Genomic DNA, 18,609 nt, shown 5'->3' on the forward strand with positions numbered 1-18,609 from the left:
ATATTGATTAATTTTGTAAAAACTATTTACAAAAAGATAAAATAGAGTAAAATACAAATCTACAATAAAAAGTGAAGGGAGTTTTTTCTATGCCTGTGAATCTTCGCAACCGTCATCTTATCTCTTTGAAGCACCATACGCCGGCGGAGATTGAATATCTCCTCGACCTTGCCGCCGACCTCAAAAATAAAAAGCGGGCCGGCATAAAGGGCAACCTGCTGGAGCGTAAGAACGTGGCGCTCATCTTCGAAAAGCCGTCTACCCGCACCCGCTGCGCATTCACGGTCGCGGCAATCGACGAGGGCGGACATCCAGAGTACCTCGGAAAGAACGACATCCAGCTCGGACACAAGGAAGACGTGGCCGACACTGCGCGCGTTCTCGGGCGTATGTTCGACGGCATAGAGTTCCGCGGATTCAGCCAGAAGGTGGTCGAAGACCTCGCGAAGTACGCGGGCGTCCCAGTCTGGAACGGACTCACCGACGATTATCACCCGACGCAGGTTCTCGCAGACTTCCTCACTATCCGCGAGAACTTTGGACGCCTTAAGGGCATCCGCCTCGTCTATGTCGGCGACGGACGTAACAACGTAGCCAACTCCCTCATGATAGGTGCGGCGAAGATGGGGATGCACTTCGTCATAGGCTCGCCGAAGGAGCTCTTCCCGGACCCGGCGCTCGTCGCCGAGTGCGAGCAGATAGCGAAGGAGTGCGAGTCGGGCGCGACCATAACCATCACCGACGACCCGAAGGCCGCCGTCAAGGGTGCGGACGCGATATACACAGACGTCTGGGCGTCGATGGGCGAGGAGGCTAAAGCCGCCGAGCGCAAAGCGCTGCTTCAGCCCTATCAGGTAAACCGCGAGCTTATTGAAGCGGCCGGCAACGACGACGTTATCTTCCTCCACTGCCTGCCGGCGGTGAAGGGCAACGAAGTGACGGAAGATGTATTCGAGTCCCGCCACGCGCGTCAGTTCGACGAAGCCGAGAACCGCATGCATACGATCAAGGCCGTCATGGTAGCGAGCATCGGCAACCTCTAATCCGGCCTTTCGCTTTTAAGTAAAAAACAAAGGGACGCCGCAAGGCGTCCCCTTGTTTTTGCCGTCTCTCATGTTCAAGCCAATAGCTGAAAAACAAAAAAGCTCTCCCGACGGAGAGCTTAAAATCTCAAAGAATGGAGCCAGCGTCCGGACTCGAACCGGAGACCTGCGCATTACGAGTGCGCTGCTCTACCAACTGAGCTACGCTGGCCTCTCTTTGGAGCGGACAACGGGATTCGAACCCGCGACCCTTAGCTTGGGAAGCTAATGCTCTACCAACTGAGCTATGTCCGCAATTCAACGGAGAGAATAATATCATAACTTTTGAATTAGCGCCACTCCTTTTTTGAAAAAAATTAAGATAAATTTTCATGAGCCTCCTTGCCGCCTTCCATCGCGTCGCCGGCATTGTAACAGTAAAATGAAACTTTCATCACGCGGCGGCGGGGATATTGTCAACGCTGTGAACCGTTGATATTATAAAAACAGTTGAGATGCTGAAAAGAGGCGTATTGCATTGACGGAACACATCAGGAAGGACACGGACGAGGCGCCGGGGCTCAGCGCGCCCGAAAACGGCAGAAAGATATATTTCGTGCGGCACGGCAAGACTGAATGGAACAACCTGTTCCGCTATCAGGGCGTCACCGACGTCCCGCTCTGCGCTGAGGGCGAGGAGCAGGCGCGGCGCGCGGGGCTGCGGCTCGCGCGTTTGAACGTAGGCGCCATAGTTTGCAGCCCTCTGTCGCGCGCCTTCGAGACCGCGAAGCGGATCGCGGCGCACCACCCAGGCGTAATCGTAGAAAAAAATCCGCTCTTTATAGAAATTAACTTCGGAGAGTGGGAGGGGCTGACCGTCCCGGAAATCAAAGCGCACAGCGGAGAAGAGCTCTTTTATAAATGGCGTTCGAACGAGCTTCACGTAACGGTCCCGGGCGGCGAGGAGGCCGATGCAGTTTTCGACCGCGCGTCGCGTGCGGCTGACGAACTTATATCGCGGCGCGAGGAGAACATAGTCGTCGTCGGACACGGCGCGATGTTCCGCGCTCTTCTGCTGCCGCTGCTCGGCGTCCCGCGCTCCAACGTGTTCTGGAAGACGCGCGTGGACAACTGCTCTATCTCGGCCCTCTGCGTGGAAAATAACGGAAAAGCGACGCTCTCGTTCCTCAACGACACGCTCCACCTCCATGCGGACGAGGACAAAATCGCTGATTTGCCGCTCTCTTAGCGCAAAGACGTTAGGTGTGTGGTAAAATAGAAAAAATTGTGCAGACCTTCGCCTATTCGCATTGCGCGGACATGGCTGCAAAGGTGGGGTAACATGAAAAAAACAACAGAATACGACGGCGGACGCCGCGACGATTCCAAGCTGTGGGCCGAGTGCGCCGCCGGCAGCGACGCGGCTAGAGAAGAGCTGATCCTCGCCAACAGGCCCATGGTCTATTGGCTCGCCAAGAAGCTGAAGGTTCCATACAACACATACCATGATCTGATCCAGGAGGGGATGCTCGCGCTTATAAGCGCGGTCGATTCTTTCGATCCGAGCCGGAACATCTGTTTTTCCACGTACGCATATTACAAAATCAACGGCAGGATGATAAATTTCCTGCAGCGCGTAGAAGCGAAAGCCCCGACGCCTGTGGAAGACGCCGTTTTCGAAAGCGGAGAGGACGGCGGCGCTGCCCTTTACGACGCGCCGGAGCGCAGAGAATGGTCGATAGACCTTGAGAACGCGCTGTCGCAGCTTTCGGAACGCGAGTCCGACATCATCAACGCGCTCATCATGGAAGGGCGCGTAGCAAACGACGTGGCGGCGGAAAAGTCAATCGACGTGAGCAACGTCTATAGGATACGCCGCAAGGCGCTCGCCAAGCTTAAATCGTGGCTCGGCATAGAGAGCGCGCAGGAGGCATCCAAGGCCTGACGGCTCACATGCCGCGCGGCTGAGGACGAAATTCAAAATGACGCAAAAGACTGCGAGACTTCAAAGATGGCTCGACCGGCTGACGGCGGCCTGCGACAATAAAAAATGGAAATCGGCTGTGGCGGAGGCGGACTGCCTGTCGGCGGAGCTTCGCCTAGTGCGAGAGGAGCTGTGGGAGAAGGCCGAGGAATCCGCGGCCCCAAAGCGCTCGTTCAGCTTCAGGACGTGCGCTTCGTTCGGCGCCCGTTCATTCGGCATCGCCATGGCTATAGTGTGTCTCTGCACGTTCCCGATAGCAGTGGAGAGCGGAAAGCCGCAGAACATAGCCGCGCTTCCGACCGGCGCCGAGAACAAATTCGAAGAGTTCACGCTCGTGACCGCGGAAGAGAAAGAGCTGCTCCAGATGCTGCGCGCCAACCTCAAAGAAAGCAACGTGGCCGTCAAAAAAGCGGAGAAGTCTCTCCCGGCGAAGCCGAAGCTCGCCGCAAGGACGGCCGAGCGCCACATCACGGACATCCCCGAGCGACCCGCCGCGCCGCGCGCCGAGAAAATCCGGCCGGAAGAGCTGCTGACGCTCATTCAGATAGGAGAGAAAAGCCTCAGAGGGGACACCCCGGCTATTAAGATAATAAACTAAGCTTGAAGCTGATTCAGTTTTTTGTTTCAAGGAGTGGTACTTTGTGTTGATGCGAACCAAATTGCTGGCGTTCTCTGTGGCTTTGCTTATGCTCGCCGCCCAGGCCGGGTATGCGGCCGGCGGCGGCTCGGAAACGCCGGCGGCGCAGCAGCCGGAAGTCTCGGCGGAGGCGCCGGCCACGGCGGACGAGCCGCCTGTATCCGGCGACGTCAGCGCCGAAGGACCGTCGGAGAGACCGGCCGCACCTGAGGGCGCACGCGCCGAAGGGGAGGGCGTCGCCGAGAGGCTGCCGGAACCGCCGTCGCTTGAGGAGCTGGCGGGGCCGGTGATCGTCGGCATCGGCGTCGAGGGAAACAGCGAAGTGGCGACGGAGCACATCATGAGCGTCGTGACGTCGAAAGTCGGAGAGCACGTTGATGAGGAAAAGCTCCGTAAGGACGCCGAGGCCATATTCGAGCTCGGATTTTTCAACGCCACTGACTACAGGGTGACGGACGAAGAGGACGGAGTCCGCGTCACTTATCTGGTGCAGGAAAACCCGAAGGTCGGAGAAATTAAATTCGTCGGCAACACCGTATACACCGAGGACGAGCTGCGCAACATCATATTCACGCAGCCGGGGATGATATTCAACCGCACCTTCTTCCGCAACGACCTCCAGAGGATTAAGGAGAAATACCAGGCCGACGGCTACGTGATGGCTAACGTCAAGGACGTCAGGATTGACGGCGACGTCATCACGGTCGAGATAATCGAGCCGAAGGTCTCCGAGATAGTCATACAGGGCAACAGGATAACGAAGACGAAGATAATCGAGCGCTACATCAGGGTCAAGGTCGGCGAGAGGTTCAACTCCAACGAACTGCGCCTGACTCTGAACCGCCTGCAGGGACTCGGCTACTTCAGCGACGTCAACGTCAACTTCGAACCGGGACAGAACCCCGACGAGGTCGTGCTCGTCCTTACGGTCGAGGAGGCGCGCACCGGCAGACTCGGCTTCAACGTCGCCTACGGCACGCAGAGCGGCTTCGGCGGAGGTATGAGCTACGAGAACTCCAATATATGGGGCAGCGGCCTGCGTCTCAGCGTCGGCTTCGAGCTCGGCGACCGCGAGGAGTACTGGCTTACGGTCGAGCAGCCCTATATGAGCCATAAAATATTCGCCTGGCGCGTCGGCGTCTACAGACGTGCCTGGGACGACATCTATTACTATGAAGACGACACAGAGTACCTGGAGTACGACCGCGACCGTTTCGGAGCATTCGTCGGCTTCGGTAAGAAATTTGCTGAGGACTCGCAGTACAACTGGTACGTCTTGCTCGACTGGCACAACACGAAAAATGATAATGTCAGAAATAATGCCAACGATGCGGCGTGGGATCAGTATGCTAAAAATTATTATTCAAGTTACGGAACGCCCAATCAGCCTTCTACACAAGATATGATTAACGACATAAAGCAGCAGGAACTTGGCGAGGGCGATTACTATTCCGCAACGTTTACTTTAAGACGTTTCAATCTTGACGAATATCTGCCATATCAGAAAGGCGACATAGAATCTTTAAACGTTCAGGTTGGTCAGGCCGACGTTGAAGGTATCGACTATACTTACGTGAAATACTGGCTTGAAGGCAGATTCTACTACCCGATAGGAAACTTCCTCAAGGATATATTCGAAACATCGTTCCTTGACGGAGTAGACGGCAAGCCCGTCATCCTTGCGGCGCGCGTCGTCGCGGGGTCTGCGAGCGGCGATGTCCCGTACGACGAACTCTATGAAATCGGCGGAGATACTACGCTGCGCGGCTACGACGACGACTATTTCCATGGCCGCAATATGGTACTGGGCAACGTTGAGCTTCGCATACCAATACAAAAGATGTTCAGCCTTGTATTCTTCTACGATATAGGAAGAGCGTGGGATTCTGGCGGGTTGTTTGGCCGCGATAAGAAATATGGCGGCGAAGAATGGGGCGATTCTCCCGGAGTCGGCGTAAGGCTCAACACCCCGCTCGGCAACCTCCGCCTCGACTACGCGAGCGGCGATGAGGACAGATTTGTCTTTGGCTTCGGAGAGCTCTTCTAGGCCGGGTTACAGACGCTATAAACGGATAGTTGCGGCAATTTTCATTGCCGCAACATTTTTGCTTGCTTCCGGCCGGGCGTGGGCCGTCAGTATTACGACTGACGGCCTCGCGGAATGGCAGGAGGAGCTCGCCGTCCAGACGCTGACCGCGGTCGCCGAAAGCATACCGCAGTCTGGCGGCGCGGAATACAGGGCCGAGATATTGCAGACCGTCGCCCGCCGCCTGTTCGCGGGTTATCGCGTGACGGTGACGCCGCGGGGCAAGGGGGCCGCGGTCGTGCGTTTCGACGCGCAGGACGGCACGCTTCTCTGGCGTGTGGAGCTCGCGACGCCGTCGCTGCGCGACATGCCGCTTGAATGGTTCGGCTCGGATGTCGAGGGCTTCGCATCAGAGATTGCGTCGCTGCTTGACGGGGTGCCGCTGGAATCTCTCTCGTGGTCCGACAGGGCGCTGCAGGATAAGATAAACGCCCTCGCGGCGGAGCGGCTGCCGGGCTGGACGCCCGAGATGCTCATAACGCGCGGCGAAGCCGAGGCTGTGCTGAGCGTCTCGTTTGTTCCGCAGATGCCGATGATTCTTGCAGTCAACCCGTCGTTTACATCGACTTCGCTGCCGACGCTGTTTTACGGTGAGTTCCGCGAAGAGCTGCAGGGGCACTATGCCCCTCTGGTCGGCCTTCCGGTCAAATGGGCCGCGAAGCATTCCCGCGACCTCGCCGAATGGACGGAGGATTATATAAACGAGCAGATGCTCGTGCGGCGTTCAAATTCGTCCGCCGAGGCAAGTTTCCAGGCCTCGCAGATTTCGAACATGAACGTCAAGATAGACAGCCGGAACTATACCATCGCGGCGTGGGCGACGATTTACGCCGGTACGTCGGATAAGTCGGCGGAGCTGGGGCTGCACCTCGGGCGTAAGGTCGAGCTGATACCCGACCTGGACATGGAGGCATACGCCGAAGGGATACTCGGCCTGCAGGACTGGCAGATAGACGGACGCTTCGGCCTTCGTTTCCGTCCGATGGTCCGCAGCCTGTGGCTGGGCGGCGAATGGGATACAGAAGATGAAATGTGGTGGGGCAAACTGTCGCTCGACGCCGAGCTGCACAAGCCCTACGCATGGGTGCGGCTGCGCGAGGACGGAATTTTCAACGGCGCCCTCGGGTGGCGCGCCACAGAATATATATCGTTTGAAGTCGAATACGACGAGCGCGACGGCGACAGGTGGAGCCTTAAAATGATAGGCAACCTGTAGGCCCGCGCGGAGAGGACTTGTTAGGATGGCTAAGACCATAACCCTTGCACAAATTGCGGAACTGACCGGCGGCAGAGTCGTCGGCGACCCTGAGATAATAATATCGTCCATTTCCGACCCGCGGACGCCGAAGGAGGGCGCCATATCGCCGCTCTGGGAAAAGAAGCTCGAGCGCTTCGCGCCGGGCTGCCCCGTGCTTTTCACCAAGAAAGGGTGGATAAAGGAGGGACAGAACGGCGTCGAGCTTGACGACCCGCGCGCCGGCCTCATCGCGCTGCTGACATTTTTCGACAATGCACCGAAACGCGAGCGCCGGGTGTCCGAGCGCGCATTTGTGGACGAGGCGGCGAAGCTCGGTGAAAACGTCGCTGTCGGAGCCGGAAGCGTCGTAAAGTCCGGCGCGTCAGTCGGCGACGGTACGGTGATAATGGAGAACGTCTTCATAGACCATGACGTGACTATAGGCAAAAACTGCCTGCTCGAGCCCGGGGCCGTAGTGTTTCACCACTGCGTGCTCGGCGATGCCTGCGTGCTGCACGCGAACGCAGTGATAGGCTGCGACGGCTTCGGCTTTATGCCGGACCCCAAAGCCGGGATGGTGAAGATTCCGCAGATAGGCACGGCGCGCCTCGGCGACGGCGCCGAAATAGGCTGCTTCAGCTCTGTAGACAGGGCGACCTTCGGCGAAACCTACATCGGGCCGCAGACGAAGATAGACAGCCACGTCAAGATAGGACACAACTGCGTGATAGGCGCTTATACGATAATAGTGGCTCAGTCCGGCATAGCTGGCAGCAGCCACGTCGGCAGCCGCGTCATTATGGCGGCGCAGTCCGGCGCGGCGAACCACGCCACCATCGGCGACGGCTGCACGGTCGGCGGCCGCGCAGGGGTGTCGTCCGACATTCCGGACGGGGCCGTCGTTTCCGGCTTCCCGGCGCAGGACCACAGGAAAGAGCTGCGCGTCCAGGCAGCCGTACGCCAGCTTCCAGAAATGGCGTCGAACGTGAAGGCCTTCGCGAAACGCATAGAGGCTCTGGAAAAAAGGCTGAACGATGAAAACGCTTAAGGAAGAAATAAAAATTTCCGGCGTCGGCCTGCACTCGGGCGAGACGAGCACGGTGCGGCTGATGCCGTCGGAGCGCGCCGGGGTCTGGTTCGTGAACGGCGCGGGCGAGGCTTCCAACGTAACGTGCTCCGTCGTGGAGGAGGATCAGCGGCTTACCGGTTTCTCTCTGCCGAACGGAGTTGTCGTAAGGACTGGCGAGCATATGCTCGCGGCGATAACCGGCATGGGGCTTGAAGCCGTCGAGATACTGCTCGAGGGCAGCGAAGTCCCGATAACGGACGGGAGCGCTTTCCCGTTCGCAGAAGCGATAAACAGCGCGGGATTCTGCGACGTGCCGGGCGAAGCTCCGAGACGCGCTCTGTCCGCGCCGGTCGCGGTGGAAGAGAACGGAGGGAAGCGTTTCCTCGCCGCGGTGCCGTCGGACAGGCTGACGGTGAGCTACGTCATAGATTATTCGGGCACGCCGGTCGGCACACAAAATGTCTTCTATGATGTCACACGCGACAATTTTTATAATATAATCTCTAGAGCAAGAACGTTTGGGCTGACGTCCGAACTTGATTATCTTAGGCGGCACGGGCTCGTGAAGGGCGGAAGCCTCGACAACGCCCTGGTATTCGACGAATGCGGCCTTGTGGGCGGCGCGCAGCTGCACTTCCCGCTGGAGTGCGTCACGCACAAGGTCATCGACCTGCTCGGCGACCTTACGCTCGCCGGCCCCGTCCCGACGGCTCACTACGTCGCCGTCGCGGCGGGACACAGCATTCACGGCAAGCTCGTCGGGCGGATACGGGCGATTTTCGCATAATCCACGGCTACGCGCCGCGACGCCATTAGGAGGAAGATTTTTTATGCAAGTAAACATCAACCAGATAATGGGGCTGCTTCCGCACAGATACCCCTTTCTGCTTGTTGACCGGATCGAAAACATAGTAGACACGGATACCGTAAAAGAGGTTACGGGCTATAAGAACGTGACCTTCAACGAGCCCTTCTTCCAGGGACATTTCCCCGACGAGCCCGTTATGCCGGGAGTGCTTATACTCGAAGCTATGGGGCAGGTCGGCGCAGTCCTCATGAAAATGCAGAAGGAATTCCAGACGGGCGAACGCAAGCTCGTCTACCTCACTTCCATAGACCACGCTAAATTCCGCAGGCCCGTGAAGCCCGGCGACCAGCTCCGCACGACCGCGAGGCTCAAGAGGCGCCGCGGCAGCATGGGAAAATTCGAATTCGTCGCCACAGTCGACGGCGAAGTTGTGGCTGAGGCGGAGATGGGCTTTCATATCGCTTCCGGCCTTACGCTTGTCGAGGCGGAAGATAAGAAATGAGCGTCCAAATACACCCCACAGCGATAGTGGCCAAAGAGGCCGAGCTCGGCGAGGACGTAAAGATAGGACCGTACTGTATAGTAGACCCTAAGACGAGGATAGGCGACGGTTCGGAACTCCGCGCTTTTGCGCGCGTCTGCGACTATACTGAGATGGGCGCGGGCTGCGTGATCCACGAGCACGCCGTCATCGGCGGAATACCTCAGGATTTAAGCTACCGCGGCGAGGAGACCTGGGCCATCCTCGGAGACAGAGTCGTATGCCGCGAATACGTCACCGTGAACCGCGCCGCTGGCGAGGGCAACGTGACGAAGGTCGGAGACGGCTGCTTCATCATGGAGAACGTCCACCTCGCGCACAACGTCCGCATCGGGCGCGAATGCACTATAGCCAACAAAGCCGGACTTTCCGGGCACGTCGTCGTCGGCGACTATGTCGTCATAGGCGGCATGACGGGATTCCACCAGTTTACTCATATCGGCTCGTACTGCATGATAGGCGGGCTTTCGCGCATTACGCAGGATGTGCCTCCCTACTGTCTCGCGGCTGGGATACCGCTTCGCGTCTTCGACATCAACAAGGTCGGGCTGCGCCGTCGCGGCTTCGAGTCCGCGTCGCGCCGCAAGATACGCGATATGTATAAACTCATTTATAATTCGTCCTTGCAGCTGAAAGAGGCGCTGCGCCGGCTCGCAGAGAAATATCCGAACGACCGTGAGGCGCAGATGATCATCGACTTCGCGGCGGAAAGCACCCGCGGCTTCACTCCGCGCGTAACGCACGACTGGGAACGCAAGTCGGAGGAATAAGATTGATAAAACTGTTCGCTATGGACGTCGACGGCACTTTGACCGACGGCGGCATCTACATGGACGGCTCGGGGAACGAAATGAAGCGCTTTGACGTCCAGGACGGGCAGGGAATAGCGGCGCTCATCAAAAAGGGCGTGAAGGTCGCCTTCATCAGCGGGCGTTATTCAGCGCCGACGCAGAAGCGCGCGGAAGATTTGAAGATAACGCGCTGCGTCAACGGCGTCAAAGACAAGCTGCCGGAGCTTAGGAAGATAGCGGCGGAGCTTGGCGTGACGGCGGACGAGACGGCCTACGCCGGAGACGACGTCCCGGACGTCGAGTGCATCGAATGGGCCGGTCTCGGCATAGCGGTTGCGAACGCCTGCGCCGAGGCGAAGAAGGCCGCCGGTTATGTCGCCAAGCGCGGCGGAGGACGCGGCGCCATACGTGAGTGCGCGGAAATGATAATCAGAATCAACGACGGAGAGGCTGCCGATTGAATATATCATCCTTTAAAGTAAGAGCTCTTGACCGTTTTATACTGAACGAGCTGAAAGCGCCGTTTTTCTTCGGCCTCGTCGCTTTCACTATAATCCTGGTGGCGGGAGGACTTCTCTTCCAGATGGCCGAGCTCATAATACAGAAGGGCGTTTCCATAGGCATAGTCATAAGGCTGTTCATATATTACATGCCGAGGCTCGTCGTCTTCACAATACCGATGAGCTGCCTTCTCGCGGCGCTGCTGGGCTTCGGCAAGCTTTCGGCTAATTCCGAGATAGTCGCGCTCAAGTCCGCCGGGCTTTCCTTCCAGCGCATCGTGCGCCCGGTCGTCGCGGCGGCCTTCGTCATATCCATCTGCGCCCTCGTCATAAACGAGAGCGTCGTCCCTGTCAGCGAGCGCGCGGCGGCGAACGTCATGAAGTACGAGGTGCTCCACGAATCTGCGCCGGTCTTCACTCAAAAAGTGTTCCTTAAGGAAGAGGGCGGCGGTTCCGTCGAACGCGTCATATACATAGACAAGATGGACAACGAAACAAAGGAGATGGAGAACGTCGTCGTAGAGGAATTTGAGGGCGGGCGGCTCGCCCGCATAATCGCGGCGAAAAGCGGGGAATGGCTCTCCGGAAGCTGGTGGCTGACTGACGGCGCCGTCTACGAGATAAAGAAAGAGACCAAGGAGGTCGGGCTGCTCTTCAAGTTCAACCGCCAGGCGCTCATGCTCAACATGGAGCCGGACGAGATATCCGCGAACGACAGGAAGCCCGACGAGATGACGATACCTGAGCTGCTGCGCGCGATAGAGATACGCGGCAAGACAGGCGCGGAGGCCGGAGACCTGTGGATGGCCTTCCATCTGCGCCTCGCCGTCCCGTGGGCCTGCCTCATCTTCGGCATACTCGGCGCGGCGCTCGGCAGCAGGCCGCAGCGTTCGAGTTCGAGCGTCGGCCTCGGCTTCAGCGTCATAATAATATTCGTCTATTACGTTATCATGTCCTTCGGACGGGCGCTCGGCGAAAGCGGCTCGCTGCCGCCCATACTCGCCGCATGGGTTGCTAACTTCGTATTCCTTGCGATAAGCGTCTTCTTCTGTCTGAGGGCGAACAGACTCGGCTGAAGTCAGATTGTGATTATAGTACGGGCATCGCCGGCTTTCTTTTCAGGAAGCCGGCGATGCCCGTATATTCCCATCAGGCGCGCGCGATACTGCTTTTATGAACGTACTTATCGAAGGGCGCGCAGAGTATATGAAGTCGTCGAACGTCTGCATAAAACCGGGCACCGACGAGGCCTATATAACATGCGCCGGTACGGGCGGCTCCGGAATTTTTACTTTCAAAGCCCCGGCTGAAGCGATAACGATGTTCTCGCATCAATAGATTTGTCTTAAAAACCGCTCTGCAGAGTGGAGCGGCTCTGTAAGACTCCATTCCTTCATCTGAAACAAGACGGGCGTTCCTTAATCCGGCGCCCGTTTTTATGGGTTCTGCGGCGTTAACGTCTTATCTTCCGCTTCTGTCAAGCGCAGGCAGCTCTCCCGTGTCGCTTAGTATGAGGTATGTGGTCGTCGCGAAACCGATGGCGCTGAACTGCGCGAGCGCGGCGTCGAGCTCTTTTGTCGAAGGCACGGCCACCTCTGCTATGCACTCGACGTCCCCGGTCACGTCCCAGGCGCGGACGACGCCGCGAATCTTCTTTATCTCGTAAATGTAAGCCGCGCCTCTCTTCTCGGAAAATCTATCATAGTTTTTGACTTTAAGCATGACGACGGCGCGGAGCTGACGTCCGAGCATCGAGTAGTCTAGCTCGGCCCTGTAGCCCTTTATCAGCCCGGCCTGTTCCATACGCACGACGCGTTCTTTGACGGCGGGCGAGGTGAGCCCGACGGCCCGTCCTATCTCCGTGAAAGCCGCCCGCGCGTTCTCCTGCAATATCGCAAGTATCCGCCTGTCGGTATCGTCCAGCGTTATTCCGTCTTTTTCCATCGTCCGTCAGCCTCGCACGAAAAATTTTCCATTTTTGATTATATCAGAAAGTTTAGCGGTTCTGTAATAATTGAAGCAATGCCGTCGCTTCATTTTAATTCTTAAAGACGCAGGACCTCGCCGCTTTTACGGCTCTATAGCCTTTGCGGCTAGCTTCTGCGATAATATGAGCCGCCCGGAAATCGGGAATGTTTTTGAGAAAGAGGTGTTTTGTATGAGTGAAGCCCTTCGTATGATAATTTTCCCGCAGAACGCGATGAAGAGCGGCATGGACGTGAGCCGTTTCCTCGAGCGCAAATGGCCGAAGGAGGACGTCGAGAAGGCGGATTCCCTCTGCTTCAAGATGACGGCTGTGCTTGCTCTGGTGCTCTGCGCTATGATAGCGGCCGCGTAACGGCGCCATGTCTTCAGAGTGAAAGCGGGCCCTTCGATAAAGGCCCGCTTTTTTCGTGTTTTGCGATTATTTGAGGTAAAGTTTTTCGTCTCCTGCGACGAAGCGTCCGATTATCTCGGAGCGCTCGAAGCCGTTCGCGCGCAGTATGGGCAGCATTTCTTCGCATGCGCCGCGCGGCGCCGCTATGAGCAGCCCGCCTGAGGTCTGCGGGTCGAAGGCTATGTCCTCGGCGAAGCGTCCGAGCGGCGATTCGTTTATCACCCTGTCTCCTACATATTTCTTATTCTCGTACGATCCGGCCGGGAGCAGTCCCATGTTCGCCATCTCCTCGATGCCGGGGAGGAGCGGGACCCTTGCGCATTCTATCTCGAGCGACGTCCCGCCGGACGCGAGGTCGAGCGCGTGGCTCGCGAGGCCGAAACCGGTAAGGTCTGTGCAGGCGCTCACCTTTTCGCGCAGCTTTTTCGGGAAGAGCGGCGGCACGGCGTTGAGCTTCGCCATGTTGAGCTCAGCCGCCTCGATGTTCTCCTGTGCGAACAGCCCTGCTTTGATAGCGGTGACGGCTATGCCGGTGCCCAGCGGTTTCGTCAGTATCAGCGCGTCGCCCTCGCGAGCAGTGCCGACCGTCCACATGGCTTTGGCATCTACCTCTCCGAATACGACGAGGCCGTATTTAGGCTCCTGGTCCTGCACACTGTGGCCTCCTGCGAGCATCGCGTTCGCCTCGATTATCTTGTTCGCGCCTCCGTCGAGTATCTCCTGAAGCACGGAGAGAGGTTCGCACGAGGTCGGGAAGCACACGACGTTGAGAGCGATTATAGGGTCTCCGCCCATCGCGTAGACGTCGCTGAGGGAGTTCGCGGCGGCGATTTCGCCGAAGCGCCTCGGGTCGTCGACGACCGGCGTAATGAAGTCTATCGTTAGTATCCCGATTCGGTCCTCGGTTATCTTCCAAAGCGCGGCGTCCTCGCCGTGGTTCCACGACGCCAGCAGCCTGTCCGTCTTGAGCACGGGCAGCCCCTTCAATATCTTGTCGAGCTCCGCCGGAGCTATCTTGGCGGCTCAGCCGCTTGTGCGCGCGCGTTCCGTCAGTCTCATTGGAATCTGCCTCCTAAACCGCGCGCAGATGCTGAACGTCCGCCGCGGCGAATATTTTTTCTTCCGAACCGATTCTCACGACGAGCGCGCCTTCGTCGGTCACGTCTTCGGCGCGCCCCGTGAAGGTCTCGTCGTCCTGTATGACTTTTACGTCTTTGCCTAGAGTGTCGCACTCGCGGCGGTACAGATTTATAAGTTCCGCGCCGCCAGCCTTCGAGCAGAGCAGTCCCGTGCATTCGGCCAGGCGCGAGAGCAGTTCGACGAATACGCGCCAGCGCGGGAGAAGCTTTCCGCTCTCGATGCGGGCGGAGGTCGCCGATCCGAGCAGCTCTCCGGGAATCTCGTCCTCGGTCATGTTTATGTTAGCGCCTATTCCCGTGACGGCGTAGTAGACTCTGTCAGGTTCGCCGGCCGCCTCGCTGAGTATGCCGCATAGCTTGCGTCCGCGGCAGAGTATGTCGTTTGGCCATTTCAGCTCCGCGGGGATGGAGTAGAGCGTGCGCAGGGTGCTCTTTACCGCGACGCCCGCCGCGAGGTTGAGAAGCTGGACTTCGCCGGGCCTGATGTTCGGCCGCAGAAGCACCGAGAAGGTTAGGTTCTTGCCTGGCGCGCCGGCCCAGCTCCGTCCGCGCCGGCCTCGCCCCGACGTCTGTATCTCGCTGAAAGCGGCGACGCCGGCGGGCGCTCCCTGGCGCGCCAGGCTTTTTATCACGCTCTGCGTGCTGTCCGTCTCTTCGAGATATATGAATTTGTTAAAGAGCGGATTGCCGCGCAGAAAATATTCTATCAGCGTAGGCGGCATCGCCTGGACGCCGTCGAGACTGCCGAGCCTGTAACCTTTCTGCGGGACCGACTCGACGGGCACGCCCTCGTCGCGCAGCGCGCACACCGCCTTGAATACGGCCTGACGCGACGCGCCGAGGCGCTCCGTAACGCGCGAGCTCGAAACTATCTCGCCCGGGCTCGCGGCGAGCGCTTCGAAGAGCCTCGTCCTGCTTGTTTCCTCGCCGCAGTTTTTCGTCATCGCGCCACATCCTCCGTTCAAAATTGCCTAGATTATATACGATTTTTCGCAAGTTGAGGTTATAATAATGGGTAATTTGTGTATATTCAGGGGAGGGGTATTGATGGTTTCGCTTCCGACGTCGACCGTCATTACAAACCTGCGTTCATCGTTTGATGAGCTGCGTGAGAGTCTTTGACCTGCCTGCGTCAGAGACAAGAATCGAAGAACTTCGCAAAATAACCGAAAAGCCGGACTTCTGGGGCTCGGACGGCTCGCAGGAGGTAACGCGCGAGCTTTCACGGCTTCAGTCAAAGCTTGACAAAGTCTCTGAAATGAGCGGCGAGCTCGATGAAATAGCGGCGATCGCTGAAATTCTGTCCGAGGGCGCGGACGCCGAGCTCGAAGGGGAATTTTATACGCGCGCCGAAAAGCTTTCAAAGACTATAGAAGACTATCAGACCTTCGTCCTTCTCGACGGCGAATACGACGCGGGGGACGCGATAATGACGATACACGCCGGGGCCGGCGGCCTCGACTCTCAGGATTGGGCGCAGATGCTCTGCCGCATGTATATGAGATGGACTGAATCGCACGGCTACTCCGTGAAGGTCATAGACGAACTGCCCGACCAGGAAGCGGGAATAAAGAGCGTGACCTTCTCTGTTTCCGGAGATTACGCATACGGCTATCTCAAAGGCGAGCAGGGAGTCCACCGGCTCGTGCGCATATCTCCATTCGACTCGGCCAAACGCCGCCATACCAGCTTCGCGTCCGTCGAGGTCATGCCGGTGCTGCCGGAAAGCGTTCAGATAGAGATACGTCCGGAAGATCTAAAGATGGATACCTTCCGCTCGAGCGGCGCTGGAGGGCAGTACGTCAACATGACCGACTCCGCGGTGCGCATCACGCACATCCCGACTGGGATAATAGTATCCTGCCAGACTGAGCGCTCGCAGCACATGAACCGTGCGACCGCGATGCAGGTGCTCCGCTCCAAGCTCTTCGAACGCATGATGCGAGAGCGCCAGGAGCAGCTGGACAGCATACAGGGAGAAAAAAGAACGATAGCGTGGGGCAGCCAGATACGCTCGTACACGCTACAGCCATTTCAGCTCGTGAAGGATCACCGTTCCGGCTGCGAGATAGGAAACGTGCAGGCCGTGCTCGACGGAAACATCGACGAGCTCATAATCGCTTATCTGCGTTTCCTGAAAAACGACAAAAAACAGTAACGGAGTTGACTGCAAAAAATGAAAAAGATCACAGCTATGATAGCTGCGCTCGCGGCGGCCCTTGCGATCTGCGGCGCAGCGGCGGCTGAGAAGCCTTCTAAATTCGTCCCGACTGAGCCGGTGATGCCGCTCTCCGAGGTGAAGCCCGGCATGAAAGGCTATGCGAAGACGGTGTTCTCCGGGACGAAGATAACGCCATTCGAAGTCAGCGTGATCGGCATACTGCCGCGAAAAACCAGCCCGAAAAACCTCATCGTCATAGAGGTGCAGGACAAATACGTCCGTGAGCACGGCGGAATAGCCGCCGGTATGAGCGGTTCGCCCGTCTACATAGACGGTAAGCTCATCGGAGCCATCGGCTACGGCTGGGCTTTCGCGGACAGCAACCTCGGCATGGTCACGCCGATAGAAGAAATGACGCAGGCCATGGATTGGGAGGACGACCTGCCTGGCTTCGGCATCCCTCCCGTCCCGCTTGAAAAGCCCGCCGCCGCCGGCGCGACGGCAGAGCCGGCTTCGGCTGACAAAGCGCCAAAGGCGAAGGACGGCGCGCAGAATCCGGATGGCAAGGACGGCCCGGCGGATGTTTCCGGCGAAAAAACTCTTCCCGGAGGCAGGCTCGAAAAGAAGGCCATGCCGCTCATGGTGGACGGCATCAGCGAAAGGATGGCGAAGCGGCTTGAAAGCCAGTTCGGCGTCGAGGTAGTACCCTTCGGCGCGAAGGCCGGAGCGGAAAGTCCAGTCAACCTCGGATGGAAGCCTGAGCCGGGCGCTGCGATAGGGGCCGCGCTTGCGTGGGGCGACTTTTCGGCCGGCGGCATAGGCACGCTGACGGCGCTCTCGAAAGACGGGCGATTCATCGCCTTCGCGCATCCGATGTTCAATCGCGGCGCGGTCTCATACGCGATGACCGAGGCGGGGATAGTGAAGATAATACCGAGCCTCACCAGCTCCTTCAAACTCGGCTACATAGATAAAATAGGGGGCGTCGTGACGCAGGACAGACCGCAGGCCATCGGCGGAAAACTCGGGCAGCTGGCGGCCGCCTACAGCTACACCGTGAACTTCAAGGACGCCGACACCGGCCGCGTCGAAACGAAGCGTTTCCAGACGATAGCCGATCCGTTCACGGGGCCGGAAATCGGCACGACCGGCATACTCGGCCTGATAGACTCGATGTGGGGGCGCAAAGGTCAGGGAACCGCTATGCTGACCTATTCCGTCTCGGGCGGCAACATGGAACCGCAGTGGAAACGCCGCGACATATTCTTCTCCGATAAGGACGTCGTAAAGTCGCTCCAAAAAGAGGTCGAAGCTATGGGCAAAATCATAGCCCACAACAAATTCCGCGAGATAAATCCATACGGAGTCACCGTGAACGTGGAGATGACTCGCGACCCCCGCATAGTCTACATCGAAAAAATTGAGATCCGCGACAAAAAGGACGTCTACGAGCCTGGCGACAAACTGACTGTAGACGTCACCTGCCGTCCTTGGCGCAGGGATGCCGTCGTACACACCTTCGAGCTCACGGTTCCAGAGAACGCGATGGCCTTCTGCGAGATAGCCGCCCGCGGCGGCGGCATAGAAGAGCCGGTGCAGGAGCCGCTCATCACCGGAACGCGCGCCATAACGTCGTTCAAAGAGATGATAAGGGAACTCAACGCCAAGGAGACCAACAATCAGCTCATTGTCGAAATAGGCGGCCCTGAAAATCCTGGAGCCGGCAAAGACGGCGCCAAGACTCAGCCTGAAAAAGGCAGGGGCAAACTCTCGGCTGTCGGCGGCGCATCGAAGGACAAAGACAAGAAAAGACCGGAAGCCCCGGACAGAGCCAAGCGCGGAGAAGGCCGGAAAGGCGGCGGGGAATCATTCTCGCCGGAGGATCTTCTTGAAGACCGCTTCGTCAGCGAAATCAAGGCAGAGCTGATAAAAGAAGGCGCGATGGTCATAGCCGACACGAACTACTACGTAGAGGGAGTACAGCGCACCTTCATCAAAATTAAATCGAAGGGCGGAGAAGACGGCGAAATCACCGACGAACAGCTCGCCGCGCTCATAGCCTCAGTGCAGTCCTCAAAGGCCTCTGACGGCGCGAAAACCGACGACGGAGCGGACGCCGGCGAGGAAGGACCGGACGACCCAGACGCACCGGACGATCCCGGCGACGATGGGGATGACGACGGAGACGACGAGGAGAACTTCAAAATAATCTCGCAGAAACGCGGATAAACGAAGCCTTTGCAACAAATTCATACAG

19 protein-coding genes and 2 tRNA genes are annotated in these 18,609 nt (G+C 58.1%); 16 read left to right on the forward strand and 5 right to left on the reverse strand.

Annotation, left to right across the window (positions count from 1 at the left end; translation table 11 throughout):
• Positions 1–89: 89 nt before the first annotated feature.
• Positions 90–1,043: an ornithine carbamoyltransferase gene (gene argF, locus B5F39_RS11335; RefSeq protein ID WP_087367591.1), complete on the forward strand. Its 954-nt coding sequence runs from the start codon at positions 90–92 to the stop codon at positions 1,041–1,043.
• A gap of 135 nt (positions 1,044–1,178) precedes the next feature.
• On the opposite strand, the gene B5F39_RS11340 is transcribed toward argF, so the two are convergent.
• Together B5F39_RS11340 and B5F39_RS11345 are read right to left on the reverse strand one after the other, a co-directional pair.
• A tRNA-Thr gene (locus tag B5F39_RS11340) sits at positions 1,179–1,254 on the reverse strand.
• A 7-nt stretch (positions 1,255–1,261) separates the two neighbouring features.
• Positions 1,262–1,337 (reverse strand) — tRNA-Gly (locus B5F39_RS11345).
• A gap of 223 nt (positions 1,338–1,560) precedes the next feature.
• On the opposite strand from B5F39_RS11345, the gene B5F39_RS11350 reads away from it, so the two are divergent.
• From B5F39_RS11350 to B5F39_RS14295, 12 genes are all read left to right on the forward strand, one after another.
• Positions 1,561–2,271, forward strand: a complete 711-nt coding sequence (locus tag B5F39_RS11350) for a histidine phosphatase family protein (RefSeq protein WP_158096033.1) — start codon at positions 1,561–1,563, stop codon at positions 2,269–2,271.
• 93 nt (positions 2,272–2,364) lie between these two features.
• Complete coding sequence (locus tag B5F39_RS11355; RefSeq protein ID WP_087367597.1) at positions 2,365–2,967, forward strand: sigma-70 family RNA polymerase sigma factor; 603 nt, start codon at positions 2,365–2,367, stop codon at positions 2,965–2,967.
• A gap of 37 nt (positions 2,968–3,004) precedes the next feature.
• Positions 3,005–3,604 (forward strand): hypothetical protein, encoded by a 600-nt coding sequence (locus tag B5F39_RS11360; protein ID WP_087367600.1) that lies wholly within the window; start codon positions 3,005–3,007, stop codon positions 3,602–3,604.
• 76 nt (positions 3,605–3,680) lie between these two features.
• The gene (locus tag B5F39_RS11365) at positions 3,681–5,690 is read left to right on the forward strand and encodes a POTRA domain-containing protein (RefSeq protein ID WP_239391238.1); all 2,010 of its coding nucleotides are present in this window, start codon (positions 3,681–3,683) and stop codon (positions 5,688–5,690) included.
• Positions 5,691–5,748: 58 nt separating this feature from the next.
• Positions 5,749–6,945 (forward strand): hypothetical protein, encoded by a 1,197-nt coding sequence (locus B5F39_RS11370; RefSeq protein ID WP_087367603.1) that lies wholly within the window; start codon positions 5,749–5,751, stop codon positions 6,943–6,945.
• 25 nt (positions 6,946–6,970) lie between these two features.
• Positions 6,971–8,014: a UDP-3-O-(3-hydroxymyristoyl)glucosamine N-acyltransferase gene (lpxD, locus tag B5F39_RS11375; RefSeq protein WP_087367606.1), complete on the forward strand. Its 1,044-nt coding sequence runs from the start codon at positions 6,971–6,973 to the stop codon at positions 8,012–8,014.
• Positions 8,001–8,822 (forward strand): UDP-3-O-acyl-N-acetylglucosamine deacetylase, encoded by an 822-nt coding sequence (gene lpxC / locus B5F39_RS11380; RefSeq protein WP_087367609.1) that lies wholly within the window; start codon positions 8,001–8,003, stop codon positions 8,820–8,822. Before lpxD ends, lpxC begins: the two co-directional genes overlap by 14 nt.
• A 43-nt stretch (positions 8,823–8,865) precedes the next feature.
• A complete protein-coding gene (gene fabZ / locus B5F39_RS11385) occupies positions 8,866–9,345 on the forward strand; it encodes a 3-hydroxyacyl-ACP dehydratase FabZ (RefSeq protein WP_087367611.1) in 480 nt (159 codons plus the stop codon).
• Positions 9,342–10,154 carry an acyl-ACP--UDP-N-acetylglucosamine O-acyltransferase gene (gene lpxA / locus B5F39_RS11390; protein WP_087367614.1) on the forward strand — a complete coding sequence of 271 codons (813 nt, stop codon included), beginning with the start codon at positions 9,342–9,344 and terminating at the stop codon, positions 10,152–10,154. The genes fabZ and lpxA overlap by 4 nt, the downstream gene beginning before the upstream one ends.
• A gap of 2 nt (positions 10,155–10,156) precedes the next feature.
• Positions 10,157–10,636 carry an HAD-IIIA family hydrolase gene (locus B5F39_RS11395; protein WP_087367617.1) on the forward strand — a complete coding sequence of 160 codons (480 nt, stop codon included), beginning with the start codon at positions 10,157–10,159 and terminating at the stop codon, positions 10,634–10,636.
• Complete coding sequence (locus B5F39_RS11400; RefSeq protein ID WP_087367620.1) at positions 10,633–11,751, forward strand: LptF/LptG family permease; 1,119 nt, start codon at positions 10,633–10,635, stop codon at positions 11,749–11,751. Before B5F39_RS11395 ends, B5F39_RS11400 begins: the two co-directional genes overlap by 4 nt.
• A 97-nt stretch (positions 11,752–11,848) precedes the next feature.
• Positions 11,849–12,013: a hypothetical protein gene (locus tag B5F39_RS14295; protein WP_158096034.1), complete on the forward strand. Its 165-nt coding sequence runs from the start codon at positions 11,849–11,851 to the stop codon at positions 12,011–12,013.
• A 123-nt stretch (positions 12,014–12,136) separates the two neighbouring features.
• Here B5F39_RS14295 and B5F39_RS11405 read toward each other — a convergent pair whose 3' ends face one another.
• Positions 12,137–12,619, reverse strand: a complete 483-nt coding sequence (locus B5F39_RS11405; protein ID WP_087367623.1) for an Lrp/AsnC family transcriptional regulator — start codon at positions 12,617–12,619, stop codon at positions 12,137–12,139.
• 214 nt (positions 12,620–12,833) lie between these two features.
• Here B5F39_RS11405 and B5F39_RS14105 point away from each other — a divergent pair, with 214 nt between their 5' ends.
• Positions 12,834–13,013, forward strand: coding sequence for a hypothetical protein (locus tag B5F39_RS14105; RefSeq protein WP_143330734.1), 180 nt, complete (start codon positions 12,834–12,836; stop codon positions 13,011–13,013).
• A gap of 66 nt (positions 13,014–13,079) precedes the next feature.
• Here the strand turns inward: B5F39_RS14105 and selD are convergent, their stop codons facing one another.
• The gene (selD, locus tag B5F39_RS11410; protein WP_087367626.1) at positions 13,080–14,111 is read right to left on the reverse strand and encodes a selenide, water dikinase SelD; all 1,032 of its coding nucleotides are present in this window, start codon (positions 14,109–14,111) and stop codon (positions 13,080–13,082) included.
• A 13-nt stretch (positions 14,112–14,124) separates the two neighbouring features.
• Positions 14,125–15,135, reverse strand: coding sequence for a biotin--[acetyl-CoA-carboxylase] ligase (locus B5F39_RS11415; RefSeq protein WP_087367629.1), 1,011 nt, complete (start codon positions 15,133–15,135; stop codon positions 14,125–14,127).
• A gap of 103 nt (positions 15,136–15,238) precedes the next feature.
• Between B5F39_RS11415 and prfB the strand changes: the two genes are divergently transcribed.
• Together prfB and B5F39_RS11425 are read left to right on the forward strand one after the other, a co-directional pair.
• Positions 15,239–16,349, forward strand: a protein-coding gene (gene prfB / locus B5F39_RS11420; RefSeq protein WP_143330735.1) for a peptide chain release factor 2 whose coding sequence is annotated in 2 segments (ribosomal slippage) — positions 15,239–15,310 and positions 15,312–16,349 — 1,110 coding nt in all. Because the reading frame shifts where the segments join, the coding sequence is not laid out codon by codon here.
• A gap of 18 nt (positions 16,350–16,367) precedes the next feature.
• Entirely contained in the window at positions 16,368–18,581 is a 2,214-nt protein-coding gene (locus B5F39_RS11425; protein WP_087367634.1) for a SpoIVB peptidase S55 domain-containing protein, read from the forward strand.
• Positions 18,582–18,609: the final 28 nt, after the last annotated feature.

Origin of the sequence: Cloacibacillus sp. An23, assembly GCF_002159945.1 — a bacterium.
GTDB lineage: Bacteria > Synergistota > Synergistia > Synergistales > Synergistaceae > Caccocola.